Below are 12,757 nucleotides of genomic sequence, written 5' to 3' on the forward strand. Positions count from 1 at the left end.
GCAGCAATCAGTCTGGGCAATGGCCCGTACAAGGAGTGGAACGCTATGGAACTGGAACTGGAACGGACGGCGCTGGACGGATTTCGCGGGGTGCTGGACGCCGCCGTGGCGCAGGAGGAGACGGTAGAGAGCATCGTGCCCGACGCCTGCCCGGACCTGCTGGAGGTCTGCGACACCGAAGGTGTGGTGTGCCTCCATAGGAAGGAGGCCATGGAGGGACGGGTGGAGCTGTCCGGCACCATCCACGCCCTGCTGCTCTGCCAGCCCGACGGGGAGGTGGGTCTGCGGCGGCTGGAGGTGGATCTGCCTTTCACCTGCACCGCCGATTCCCCCGACGTCACCCCCGGCTGCAAAGTGGTGGCCCATCCCCGGCTGCGGGGGGCGGACGCCCGGCTGGTCAACCCCCGGAAGGTGCTGGTGCGGGCCGACCTGGTGGTGGACGTACAGGTGTTTGCACCGGTGTCTGACTGGGCTCCCGCCTCGGTGCTGGACCCGGAGCAGGCGGGGGTGGAGCAGCTCAGTCAGAGCTGTGACACCTGTGTGACAGTGTGTGTACAGGAAAAACCCTTCCCATTCAGCGACGAGCTTACCCTGGCGGGCAGCCGCCCCGAGGCGGAAGCACTGCTGAAGTGGCGGGTATCCCTGGAGTGCGGGGAGGCCAAAGTCATCGGCAGCAAGCTGATTTTCAAGGGCTCCGCCCGGCTCCAGGTGCTCTACCGCTGTGCCGACGGCGGGCTGAGCACCGGGGAGTTCGAGCTGCCCATCTCCCAGCTGATGGAGGTGAGCGGCGCCGGGGAGGAGGCCATGTGTCAGGTGGGCCTGATTCTCACCGATCTAAGCTGTGAGCTGGACGACGGGGATGGGCGCACCATCAGCGTGTCCATGGGCCTGCTGGCCCAGGCGGTGATCCGGGAGGAGCGGAGCCTCACGCTGCTCACCGACGTGTACTCCACCCTCTATCAGCTGGATGCCCAGACCCGGACCATGGACCTGAGCCGGGTGGCCGACCGGGGAGAGCGGGAGGTGGCCGTCCGGGAGCTGCTGGAGACCGGCGTGGCCCCCCAGGATGTGCTGGACGCCTATGTGACCATGGGAGACGTGACCCAAAACCGGGAGGGGGAGCGGGTATCCCTCACCGCTCAGGCCAATGTACATCTGCTCTGCCGCACCGAGTCGGGGGAGACGGCTGCCGTTACCCGTACTATCCCGGTGTCCTGCCCGGTGGACCTGCCCGAGGGGGCACGGTGCTCCTGCCGGTGCGCCTGTACCGCCCCGGTGTACGGGGCGCCTGCCTCCGGGGGCGCGGAGGTCCGGTTCCCGGTGCGCTTTGCCTGGCTGGCCCTTACCGGCAGCAAGGCTGCCGCCGTCAGCGCCGTGTCCTTCGACGAGAGTGCCCCCATTGACCACGCCGGCCAGCCCTCCATCGTGCTGCGGATGGTGAGCGGGGGAGAGCGGCTGTGGGACATTGCCAAGGCCTATAGCACCACCGCCCGGGACGTGATGCAGGCCAATGCCCTGGAAGAGGAGGAGCTGCCCGATGGACAGCTGCTGCTCATCCCAAGAAAACGATAAGCTGAGAAAATGGCCGCCATTGGCGGCCATTTTTCATGGAGAGAGCAGGATATTGTTTTCCTCTTGCATTTTGGTTGAGATTCTGCTATATTAGCAATTGCTTAATTACTTAATTAAATGGGAGGACGATCTATGGCATCCAAGCGTTACGCGGCTGTGGGGAACCACTGTGTAGCCTGCGGCTGCTGTGTAAAGGTATGCCCCCTGTCGGCCATCTCCATCTGGTATGGGGTAGTCGCCCAGGTGGACCGGGACAAGTGCGTGGGCTGCGGCAAGTGCGCCAAAGAGTGCCCGGCGGGTACCATTGAACTGCGGGACCGGGAGGTGGGCGCATGAACAAGAAAAAACACTGGTACGACTATCTGTGGATCGTCACCCCCATCTATCTGGGACTGGGGTTCTTCAACATTCTCTTTGCCTGGCTGGGCATGATCTTCTTCTGTCTGCCCCTGCTCATCGCCATCTTTGGCGGCAGCAAGCTGTACTGCAACCGCTACTGCGACCGGGGCCAGTTTCTGTCCCTGCTGGGCGGGCGGCTGAAACTGTCCCGGAATAAATCCACCCCCCGGTGGATGCGGACCAAAGCCTTTCGGTATGGCTTTCTCATCTTTTTCTTCCTCATGTTCTTCCAGATGCTCTTTACCACCTATCTGGTAGGAGTGGGAGCCCGTGACATCGGGGAGTTCGTCAAGCTGTTCTGGACCTTCCAGGTGCCCTGGCACTGGGCCTATCACGGCACCCTCTTTGCCCCCTGGGTGGCCCAGTTCGCCTTCGGATTCTACTCCGTCATGCTCACCTCTACCCTCATAGGCCTCATTGTCATGGTATTGTTTAAGCCCCGGACCTGGTGCGTGTTCTGCCCCATGGGCACCATGACCCAGCTGATCTGCACCCTGCGGGCAGGCAAGGCTCCTTCGGAGGGCTGCGCCTCCTGCTCCGGCTGCCGGAGGTAAGCATATGGACGAACAACTGCGGGAAAAGGCCCAAACCATCGCTTCGCTGATGACCCAGATGGCCAATGAGAACCGGCTGCTCATCCTGTGCGCCCTGCTGGACGGTCCCAGGACAGTGGGGGAGCTGGGGGAGAGCGTGCCCAACATCACCGGCCCCGCCCTGTCCCAGCACCTGCATAAACTGAAGGACGGGGGGCTGGTCCAGGCGGAGAAGCACGGCCAGTTCGTTACCTATTCCATCAAAGACAGCCGCCTTCAGGCCCTGATGGCGGTGCTCAAAGAACAATATTGTGCCCAATGAACAGACAGCGCGTCCCATTTGATGTGGGACGCGCTGTCTGTTTTTCTAATTCCTGCTTCTCATATGGGAAATATTTTGTTAAAATACCATAATTCCTATTGACATACTTTACTCCACTGTGTTAGGATGGTCTCACAAAATAATGATTCTCATTATTGATTTTAAATACAGACAAGGAGGACGACACCATGCTGTTCAAGACCACGGAGCAACACGAAGCCCTGCGGGCCAAGATCCGGGCCTTCGCCGAGGCGGAGGTGAAACCTCAGGCCTTCCTGATGGACAAGGAGAACCAATTCCCTGACGAGGCCATTAAGAAGCTGGGGGAGATGGGGCTCATGGGCATCCCCTATCCCAAGGAGTACGGCGGCGCCGGGCTGGACGCCCTGAGCTACGCGATCGCGGTGGAGGAGCTGTCCAGGGTGGACGGCGGCACCGGCGTCATCCTGTCGGCCCACGTGTCCCTGGGCTCCTGGCCCATCTTCGCCTACGGTACTGAGGAGCAGAAGCAGAAGTACCTGGTGCCCCTGGCAAAGGGCGAGAAGATCGGCGCCTTTGGCCTCACCGAGCCCAACGCCGGCTCGGATGCCGGCGGCACTGAGACCACCGCCGTGGACAAGGGGGACCACTGGCTCCTCAACGGCGGCAAGATCTTCATTACCAACGCGCCCAAGGCGGACACCTATGTGGTCTTCGCCGTCACCACCCCCGACATCGGCACCCGTGGCATCTCCGCCTTCATCGTGGAGAAGGGCTGGGAGGGCTTCACCTTCGGTGACCACTACGACAAGATGGGCATTCGTTCCTCCTCCACCGCTGAGCTCATCTTCAACGATGTGAAGGTACCCAAGGAGAACCTGCTGGGCAAGGAGGGCCAGGGCTTCAAGATCGCCATGTCCACCCTGGACGGCGGACGTATCGGCATCGCGGCTCAGGCCCTGGGCATCGCCCAGGGGGCCTATGAGGCCGCCGTGGAGTACGCCAAGGAGCGGGTCCAGTTCGGCAAGCCCATCGGTTTCAACCAGTCCATCGGCTTCAAGCTGGCCGATATGGCAACCAAAATCCGCTGTGCCCGTATGCTGGTCTACTCCGCCGCCGACCTGAAGGAGCACCACGAGCCCTACGGCACCGAGTCCGCCATGGCCAAGATGTATGCCTCCGACATCGCCCTGGAGGTCACCAACGACGCCGTCCAGATCTTCGGCGGCACCGGCTTCCTCAAGGGTATGGACGTGGAGCGGATGTACCGGGACGCCAAGATCACCACCATCTACGAGGGCACCAACGAGATCCAGCGGGTGGTCATCTCCTCCGCTATCATGGGCAAGCCCCCCAAGAGCGAGGGCGGCTCCTCCAGCCGACCCAAGAAGCCCGCTCCCGTCACCGGCGTGCGCAAGCGCATTCTGCTGAAGGAGGGGAGTGCTGCCGATCAGGTCAACGCTCTGGTGGAACATCTGAAGAAGGACGGCCACGACTTTACTGTTGGCATCCCCATGGATACCCCCATCAGCCAGGCCGAGCGTGTGGTGTCTGCCGGTCAGGGCATCGGGGACAAAAAGAACATGAAGCTGGTGGAGAATCTGGCCAAGGCTGCCGGCGCCGCCATTGGCTCCTCCCGCCCGGTGGCCGAGACCCTGAAGTATGTGCCCCTGGACCGGTATGTGGGTATGTCCGGCCAGAAGTTCAAGGGCAATCTGTACATCGCCTGCGGCATCTCGGGCGCCATCCAGCACCTGAAGGGCATCAAGGACGCCTCCACCATCGTGGCCATCAACAAGAACGGCAACGCACCCATCTTCAAGAACTGTGACTATGGCATCGTGGGGGACGTCAACGAAATCCTGCCCCTGCTGGCCGCCGCCCTGGATACCGGGGAGAAGCAGCCTGCGCCTCCCATGGTGAAGATGAAGCGCCCCGCGCCTCCCAAGCCCGAGCCCATCGGCAAGCGGTATGTTTGCGGTGGCTGCGGCTACGAGTACGTGCCCGAGCTGGGCGACCCAGACGCCGAGGTGGCTCCCGGCACCCTGTTCGAGAACCTGCCCGAGGAGTGGGTGTGCCCCGAGTGCGCCGAGGGCAAGGATATGTTTATTGAAGCTTGAGTAAGAAGGAGGGACTATCATGTATTGTGTCCGCAATGTGACGGAAGATCTGTTCTGGGTGGGCGCCAACGACCACCGGCTCCACCTGTTTGAAAACATCCATCCCATCCCCCGTGGAGTCAGCTATAACGCCTACCTGCTGCTGGACGAAAAGACCGTCCTCTTCGACACCGTGGACTGGTCGGCCTGCCGCCAGCTGCTGGAGAACGTGGAGCATCTGCTGGGGGACCGCCCTCTGGATTACCTGGTCATCAACCATATGGAGCCTGACCACGGGGCCTCCATTGAGGAGATCCTGCTGCGCTGGCCCCAGGTGAAGGTGATCTCCACCGAGAAGTCCTTCCTCTTCATGCGCCAGTTCGGCTTCCAGATCGACGGCCATGAGCTCATCGAGGTGAAGGAGGGGGACACCCAGACCTTCGGCAAGCACACCGTCACCTTCGTGGCTGCCCCCATGGTCCACTGGCCCGAGGCCATGGTCACCTTCGACACCACCAACGGCGTTCTCTTCTCCGCCGACGCCTTCGGCTCTTTCGGTGCCCTGGACGGCAAGCTGTTCGCCGACGAGGTCAACTTCGACCGGGACTGGATCGATGACGCCCGCCGCTACCTCACCAACATCGTGGGCAAGTACGGCCCCCACATCCAGCTGCTGCTCAAGAAGGCCGGTACCATTCTGGACCAGATCAAGTACATCTGCCCCCTCCACGGTCCCGTATGGCGGAAGGACCTGGGCTACTTCATCGACAAATACGACAAGTGGAGCCGCTACGAGCCGGAGGAGAAGGGCGTTATGATCGCCTACGCCTCCATGTACGGCAACACCGAGGCCGCCGCCCAGGCCCTGGCCGCCAAGCTGTGTGAGAAGGGCGTCACCAACGTGTGGGTGTATGACGTATCCAACACCCATGTGTCCTACCTGGTCAGCGAGTCCTTCCGGCTGAGCCACATCGTGCTGGCCAGCGTCACCTACAACCTCGGCATCTACCCCGTGATGCACGACTATCTCATGCACCTGAAGGGCCTCAACCTCCAGAACCGTACCTTCGCCCTCATCGAGAACGGCTCCTGGGCTCCCAAGTCCGGCGATCTGATGCAGAAGTTCGTGGATGAGGAGCTGAAGAACATGACCGTCCTCAATGACCGTCTGTCCATCGCCTCCGCCCTCCACGCCGACAAGGCCGCCGAGCTGGAGGCCCTGGCCGACGCCATTGTGGAATCCATGCAGTAACCGTTCAGGACCCCGCTTCGGCGGGGTCCTTTTCCGTCCGCCATGAATAATCCACGGCTTATCCCCATACCTATGTAGAGAAAACGCCGGCTTAACATGGCCGAAGGAGGAATTGCCAGTGGAACAACGCAAGCTCTATGAGGATATCGCCCTGCGGACCGAGGGGGATATCTATATCGGCGTGGTGGGGCCGGTGCGGACTGGAAAATCCACGTTCATCAAGCGGTTCATGGAGACCATGGTCCTCCCGGGCATCGACAACGTCTACCGCCGGGAGCGGGCCAAGGATGAGCTGCCCCAGAGCGGCTCGGGCCGCACCATCATGACCGCCGAGCCCAAATTCGTCCCCGAGGAGGCGGTGGAGGTCACCATGGACAGCGGGGCCGCCTTCAAGGTGCGGCTCATCGACTGCGTGGGCTATCTGGTGCCCGGGGCGGTGGGCTCCCTGGAGGACGACGCCCCCCGGATGGTGACCACCCCCTGGTTTCCCCAGCCCATCCCCATGACCGAGGCCGCCGAGATCGGCACCCGGAAGGTCATCGCCGAGCACTCCACCATCGGCATCGTGGTCACCACCGACGGCACCGTCACCGACATCCCCCGGGAGGACTACCTGGAGGCGGAGGAGCGGGTCATCACCGAGCTCAGGGAGCTGGGCAAGCCCTTCCTGGTGGTGCTCAACTCCGCCCAGCCCGGCTCCGACCGGGCCCAGGCCATAAGGGCGGACATCGCCTCCCGGTACGACGTCACCTGCGTGTGCGTCAACTGCCTGGAGCTGGAGGAGGAGGCGGTGACCGGCATCATCAAGGGGGTGCTGTACGAGTTCCCGGTGAAGGAGCTGGACCTGTTTCTGCCCCCCTGGGTGGACGCCCTGCCCTGGGACCACCCCATCAAAAACGGCCTGTACGCCGCCATCCGGGAGAGCGCCAGGGGGATGCGCCGCATCCGGGACGTGGAGGGCACGGTGGCCGCCATGGGCGGCTGCGACACGGTGAGCCGGGCCCAGGTCACCGCCATCAACCTGGGCACCGGCCTGGCCGCCGCCGACCTGGAGCTGCCCCGGAGCCTCTTCTACGATACCCTGTCCCAGCAGTCCGGCTTCACCATCCACGACGACGGGGACCTGCTGGAGCTGCTCAGCCGCCTGTCCGGGGTCAAGGCCGCCTACGACAAGGTGGCGGGGGCCCTGGAGGAGGTACGGACCACCGGCTACGGCATCGTGGTGCCCGGCACCGACGAGCTGGTGCTGGAGGAGCCGGAGATCGTCCGGCAGGGGGGGCGGTACGGGGTGCGCCTCAAGGCCTCGGCCCCCTCCATCCACATGATAAGGGCGGACATCGAGACCGAGGTCTCCCCCATCGTGGGCAACGAGAAGCAGAGCGAGGAGATGGTCAACTTCCTGCTCCAGGAGTTCGAGGGGGACACCAAGGCCATCTGGCAGTCCAACATCTTCGGCAAGTCCTTCCACGAGCTGGTCAGCGAGGACCTGAACGCCAAGCTCAAGCGGATGCCGGAGGACGCCCGGTCCAAGCTGCAGGAGACCCTCCAGCGCATTATCAACGAGGGTTCCGGCGGGCTGATCTGCATCATCCTGTAAGAAAAGGCGGGAGCATGGCCGGTACGTCTTGCTTCGGACTGGGAAATGTTGTATCGTATCAGGCAGAGAGGACCCAGAAAGAGAAGAAGGAGAGATCCCGATGAAAAGACGTACCCTGTGTGTGTTGGCCGCCGTGCTGGTGTGCCTGGCCGGCTGCTCCGGCGGCGACGGCCTGGTGGGAAATATCTATACCTACGACCATGTGTCCATTGAACTGCCGGAGGGCTATGAGGTGGATGAGAGCGGTTCCTTCCCCATCATCTACTGCCCCGACTACCCGGCGCGGACCGACAACATCAACATCCTCAAAACCTCAGCGGACAGCATCGACAACTACGACGAGGACGTGATCGACAACTACTACGCCACCTCCCTGAACGGGTACAGCGGGATGCTGTCCTTTGAGAAAACCACGGTGGGGGGCGTTGACGCCATCATCTGTTCCTATGGCGTCGGCATGAACGGCGTGGACATGATAGGCACCCAGTACTATCTGTTCGGCAAGGACTTTACGGATGTCATTACCTTCACCAGCGTATCCGGCGACTATGACGACGACTTCGAGGACATTGCTCAGTCCATCACGGTCCATTGAGCACAAGAGAAAAACCGCTGCAATCCACAGGGATTGCAGCGGTTTTTTGTGTCTTGGATCAGGGTTCCATACCCATGAGGATCTTCTCTGCGGTGATGGGCAGAGAGCGCACCCGCACGCCGGTGGCGTTGTATACCGCCTGGGCGATGGCGGGGGAGGGGGTATTGATGACCACCTCGCCGATGGATTTGGCGCCGAAGGGACCGTTGGGCTCGTAGCTCTCCTCAAACTCCACCCGGATCTCCGGCAGGTCGGTGCGGCAGGGGATTTTGTAGGTCATGAAGGTGGAGTTGACCATCTGGCCCTTGGGGTCGTAGTTGATGTCCTCCAGCAGGGCCATGCCGATGCCCTGGGCGATGCCGCCCTCGGCCTGGACCCGGGCCAGGTTCTTGTTGATGACGGTGCCGCAGTCCACCACGGCTACATAGTCCACAACCTTGGTCTCGCCGGTCTCCAGGTCCACCTCCACCTCGGCAAAGCCCGCCATGAAGGGCGGGGGAGAGGTGGGGCTGCAGTGGCTGGCGGTGGCGGTGAGCCACTGGGTGCCCTCGCCCACCACCAGGTCCTGGGCCAGCTTGTCCAGGGTGATGGAGATCTCCGGATTGGTGCGGTCGTACACCTTGTCCCCGTCAAACTCCGCCCGCTCGGGGTGGATGTTGAGGCGGCGGGCCCCCTCGGCGGCGATCTTCTCGTTGAGCTCGGTGCAGGCCTTCACCACCGCCATGCCGGTGACATAGGTGGTGCTGGAGGCGTAGGAGCCGGTATCGAAGGGGGAGTGGTCGGTATCCACCCCGTCCACGGTGATGCGGTCCATGGGGCAGTTGAGAATCTCGGCGGCCATCTGGGCCAGAATGGTGTCGCAGCCGGTGCCCATATCGGTGGCGCCGATCATCAGGGTATAGTAGCCGTCGTCGTTGAGCTTGATGGTCACCGACGCGGTATCGATGGCAGAGATGCCGGAGCCCTGCATGGTTACCGCCATGCCCACACCCCGGACGCGGTGGTCGTCCACCTTGACGCAGGGGTATTTCTCCTTCCAGCCGATCATCTCCATGCCCCGCTCAATGCACTGGGGCAGCTTGCAGCTGGTGAGGGGCTCGTTGTAGTAGGCGGCCATATTTTCCCCCACATGGGGCAGGTTCATAAGCCGCAGCTGGGCCGGGTCCATGTTCAGCTTCTCCGCCAGCTCATTCATGGCGGACTCCATGGCAAAGCAGCCCTGGGTGGCGCCGTAACCGCGGAAGGCACCGGCGGCCATGGTGTTGGTGTACACCACGTCCCAGGAGAAGCGGAAGGCGGCCTGCCGGGCGTAAAGGGGAATGCTCTTGTGGCCCACCAGGCCGATGGTGGTGGAGGCGTGCTCGCCGTAGGCGCCGGCGTTGGACAGGGCGTGCATATCCACTGCCTTGATGGTGCCGTCCTTCATGGCGCCCACTTTGACGTGGACCCGCATCTGGTGGCGGCTGTTGGAGGCCTGGAAGGACTCCTTCCGGGTGTACACGATTTTGGCGGGCTTGCCGGTGCGGAGGGTGACCAGGGCGGGGAAGAGCTCGCTGACCAGGGTCTGCTTGGCGCCGAAGCCGCCGCCGATGCGGGGCTTCACCACCCGCACCATGTTCTTGGGCAGGCCCAGAGCATGGGCGATGGTGCGGCGGCAGTGGAAGGGCACCTGGGTGGAGGATACCACGTTGAGCCGCCGGTTGTGGTCCAGATAGGTATAGGTGCGGAAGGTCTCCATCATGGCCTGGGCGTTGGCCTTGGTGTAGTAGGTACCCTCCACCACCACGTCGCAGGCAGCCATGGCGGCATCCACGTCGCCGTCGGCGTCGCAGCCGCTGGACACCAGGTTGCGCTTCTGGTCGCCGCCGATGTCGAAGTGGTGGAAGTAGTCATCCTCCGAATGAACCACAATGGGGTTGTCCAGGGCGGCCTCAAAGTCCAGCACCGGCTCCAGAACGTCGTACTTCACCTGGATCATCCGCAGGGCCCGGGCCACGCAGTCCTTGTCCCGGCCTGCCACGATGGCCACCGGGTCGCCCACATAGCGGAGGGTGCGCTCCAGAATGTAGCGGTCGTAGGGGGAAGGCTCCGGGTAGGACTGGCCCGCCAGCGTGTAGCGGATCTGGGGCACGTCCTCCCAGGTCAGGATGCAGGCAATGCCGGGCACCCGGCTGGCGGCGTCCTTGCGGATGGACTTGATGCGGGCGTGGGCGTGGGGGCTGCGGAGCACCTGCACCACCAGGCAGTCACGGGGCACCATGTCCTCGGTGTACACGCCCTTGCCGCCGGTGAGGGCGGCGCCGTCCAGCTTGGGAATGGCCTGATTGACGAATTTCAGATTCATGCCTGACCCCCCTTCTCCCAGGGCTTGTCGTGGAGCCAGGCCCGCAGGGCCCGGGTCTGACCGGCGTAGCCGGAGCAGCGGCACAGGTTGCCCGCCAGATAGTTGGAGATTTCCTCCTCGGTGGGGTCGGTGAGCTCCCGGCGCATGGCCAGCACCGCCATGATGAAGCCGGGGCTGCAATAGCCGCACTGCTCGGCCCCCTGGGCGGTCATGTACCGGCTGAAGGAGGCGGCCTCGTCCTTCACACCCTCCAGGGTGGTGACGTGGAGGCCGTCGGCCCGGGCGGCGGGGTAGGAGCAGGACAGCACCGGCTTGCCCTCCACCCACACGGTACACAGGCCGCAGTTGCTGGTGTCGCAGCCCCGCTTCACGCTGACGTAGCCGTACTTGCGCAGAAACTCCAGCAGCATCATATCGTTGGGGATGTGCTTGTTATACAGCATCCCGTTGACGGTGATCTTGACTTTCATCCCTTGTTCTCCTCCATGCACTGCTCTGCCGCCCGGCGCACCAGCACGGCGGCCAGCTTCTTCCGGTAGTCCGCCCCGGCCCGCAGGTCGGTGCCGTAGGTCAGCTCCTCAGCGGCGGCCTGTCCGGCGGCTGCGGCCCCCTTGCCCTCGTTGAGGCAGGCGGCTGCGCCCTCAGCGCGCACCGCACGGGCGGGACGGGCGCCCACCGACACGGTCCACTGGCCGCCCCGGCAGCTCACCGCCGCCGCCAGGGTGGGGAAGTCGGTGGTGGAGCGGCGGACGCTCTGATAGGCGGCCCGGCGGCCGTCGTCTTTGATGCGTACCTTCAGCAGGATATCGTTGAAGGCGATGGGGGAGGCCATGAACTCCGCCAGGGGGAGCTCGCCGCCCCGATGGAGCACCACGGTGGCGTCCAGCGCCAGAAGGGCGCAGGTCAGGTCGGAGAAGCCGAACCGGGAGAACACAGAGCCTCCCACGGTGGCGCAGTTGCGGAAGGGTACCCCCACGATGTGGGATACACAGTCCCCCAGAATGCCGTCAAAGCGGGAGGTGACGGCGGGGTGAGTCTCCAACTGATGGAGGGTGACCGAGGCCCCCAGCTCCAGATAGCCGTCCTTCACTTCGATCTGGTCCAGGCCCAGCCGGGTCAGGTCAATGGCGCGGCCAATGCGGCGGCGGCCCATTTTCAGCCAGCAGCAGCCACCCAGAATGACGCTGGTCCGGGTGTCCCGCTGGAGCAGCTCGTCAGCTTCCTCAAGGGTCTCGGGGAACACATAGCTCTTGATGGTGAACAAATCTAATTCCTCCCCATAAATCGGGTTTTCTCGCGTTTTACAGAAAGTCTATTATACCGGCTTCTGCCAGAAATGTACAGGGGAAATCATAAAAATACAAGGTTCAGTTTCCATCCTGCAAAAAGCCCTCCAGACCCCGGCGGTCTGTCAGCTTCAGGCTCTTGTAGCCCGTCTTGATCCAGCCCTTTTTATCGAACTCGCCCAGCACCCGGCTTACCGTTACCCGGCTCACCCCCACCGAGGCACCAATCTCCTCATGGGTGCAGCGCACCGTATCCTCCGGCCAGGGCAGGATGGTCAGCAGGTGGCGGGCGATGCGCTTGTCTGCCTGGAGAAAGTCCCCGTCCACATGGCCGGACAGCATCCGCACACGGCGGGCCAGGTCCTCCAGCATGGCGATGGCCAGATCGGGATGGGCGGCAAAGACCTGGGTCAGGTGCTGCCGGTCCACCGCCACCAGCTGGCATTTGGTCACCGCCATGGCGGAGGATACCCGGGGCTGGCCGTCAAAGAAGGCGGCCTCGCCCATCAGCTCGCCGGCATGGGGGAGGGTGAGGATACGCTCCTCGCCCTCGGGGGAACTGATGAAGCACTTGGCGGTGCCCGATACAATATAATAAAAGCAATCCGCCCGGGTGTCCTGGAGATAGATCAGCTCTCCCGGCTCCTTGTGCAGAATGGGCTGGCCGTCGGCCAGAGGCGTCCAGATGTTGCGCAGCATGGCGGTTTCCTCCTTTCGGGCGGGGACAAGCCCTGCCCTTACGGTAAGATTGTAGCATGGTTTACATTCTTCTGGCAAGG

The 12,757-nt window shown here is 63.2% G+C and carries 12 protein-coding genes; 8 read left to right on the forward strand and 4 right to left on the reverse strand.

Going from position 1 to position 12,757, the window contains the following annotated elements; all coding sequences use genetic code 11:
- Positions 1-45: 45 nt before the first annotated feature.
- The 8 genes from B5F94_RS01840 to B5F94_RS01875 all read left to right on the forward strand — a co-directional run bounded on the left by B5F94_RS01840 (position 46) and on the right by B5F94_RS01875 (position 8,348).
- Positions 46-1,572, forward strand: a complete 1,527-nt coding sequence (locus B5F94_RS01840; RefSeq protein ID WP_087327114.1) for a DUF3794 and LysM peptidoglycan-binding domain-containing protein — start codon at positions 46-48, stop codon at positions 1,570-1,572.
- A gap of 132 nt (positions 1,573-1,704) precedes the next feature.
- Positions 1,705-1,908 (forward strand): 4Fe-4S dicluster domain-containing protein, encoded by a 204-nt coding sequence (locus B5F94_RS01845; protein WP_087327117.1) that lies wholly within the window; start codon positions 1,705-1,707, stop codon positions 1,906-1,908.
- A complete protein-coding gene (locus B5F94_RS01850) occupies positions 1,905-2,525 on the forward strand; it encodes a 4Fe-4S binding protein (RefSeq protein WP_087327119.1) in 621 nt (206 codons plus the stop codon). The genes B5F94_RS01845 and B5F94_RS01850 overlap by 4 nt, the downstream gene beginning before the upstream one ends.
- 4 nt (positions 2,526-2,529) lie before the next feature.
- Positions 2,530-2,826, forward strand: a complete 297-nt coding sequence (locus tag B5F94_RS01855; protein ID WP_242965536.1) for an ArsR/SmtB family transcription factor — start codon at positions 2,530-2,532, stop codon at positions 2,824-2,826.
- Between the two features lie 188 nt (positions 2,827-3,014).
- Positions 3,015-4,925 carry an acyl-CoA dehydrogenase family protein gene (locus tag B5F94_RS01860; RefSeq protein ID WP_087327122.1) on the forward strand — a complete coding sequence of 637 codons (1,911 nt, stop codon included), beginning with the start codon at positions 3,015-3,017 and terminating at the stop codon, positions 4,923-4,925.
- 19 nt (positions 4,926-4,944) lie between these two features.
- Positions 4,945-6,156, forward strand: coding sequence for an FprA family A-type flavoprotein (locus B5F94_RS01865; RefSeq protein ID WP_087327125.1), 1,212 nt, complete (start codon positions 4,945-4,947; stop codon positions 6,154-6,156).
- Between the two features lie 118 nt (positions 6,157-6,274).
- A complete protein-coding gene (gene spoIVA / locus B5F94_RS01870; RefSeq protein ID WP_087327128.1) occupies positions 6,275-7,753 on the forward strand; it encodes a stage IV sporulation protein A in 1,479 nt (492 codons plus the stop codon).
- Between the two features lie 100 nt (positions 7,754-7,853).
- Entirely contained in the window at positions 7,854-8,348 is a 495-nt protein-coding gene (locus tag B5F94_RS01875) for a hypothetical protein (protein WP_087268641.1), read from the forward strand.
- A 58-nt stretch (positions 8,349-8,406) separates the two neighbouring features.
- Here the strand turns inward: B5F94_RS01875 and B5F94_RS01880 are convergent, their stop codons facing one another.
- The 4 genes from B5F94_RS01880 to B5F94_RS01895 all read right to left on the reverse strand — a co-directional run bounded on the left by B5F94_RS01880 (position 8,407) and on the right by B5F94_RS01895 (position 12,677).
- Positions 8,407-10,686 (reverse strand): xanthine dehydrogenase family protein molybdopterin-binding subunit, encoded by a 2,280-nt coding sequence (locus B5F94_RS01880; protein WP_087327218.1) that lies wholly within the window; start codon positions 10,684-10,686, stop codon positions 8,407-8,409.
- A gap of 2 nt (positions 10,687-10,688) precedes the next feature.
- Positions 10,689-11,162: a (2Fe-2S)-binding protein gene (locus B5F94_RS01885; RefSeq protein WP_087327131.1), complete on the reverse strand. Its 474-nt coding sequence runs from the start codon at positions 11,160-11,162 to the stop codon at positions 10,689-10,691.
- Positions 11,159-11,956 carry an FAD binding domain-containing protein gene (locus tag B5F94_RS01890; protein WP_087327134.1) on the reverse strand — a complete coding sequence of 266 codons (798 nt, stop codon included), beginning with the start codon at positions 11,954-11,956 and terminating at the stop codon, positions 11,159-11,161. Before B5F94_RS01890 ends, B5F94_RS01885 begins: the two co-directional genes overlap by 4 nt.
- A 103-nt stretch (positions 11,957-12,059) precedes the next feature.
- Positions 12,060-12,677 (reverse strand): Crp/Fnr family transcriptional regulator, encoded by a 618-nt coding sequence (locus B5F94_RS01895; protein WP_087327137.1) that lies wholly within the window; start codon positions 12,675-12,677, stop codon positions 12,060-12,062.
- Positions 12,678-12,757 lie beyond the last annotated feature (80 nt).

The organism is Flavonifractor sp. An4 (assembly GCF_002161755.1).
Taxonomy (GTDB): domain Bacteria; phylum Bacillota; class Clostridia; order Oscillospirales; family Oscillospiraceae; genus Flavonifractor; species Flavonifractor avicola.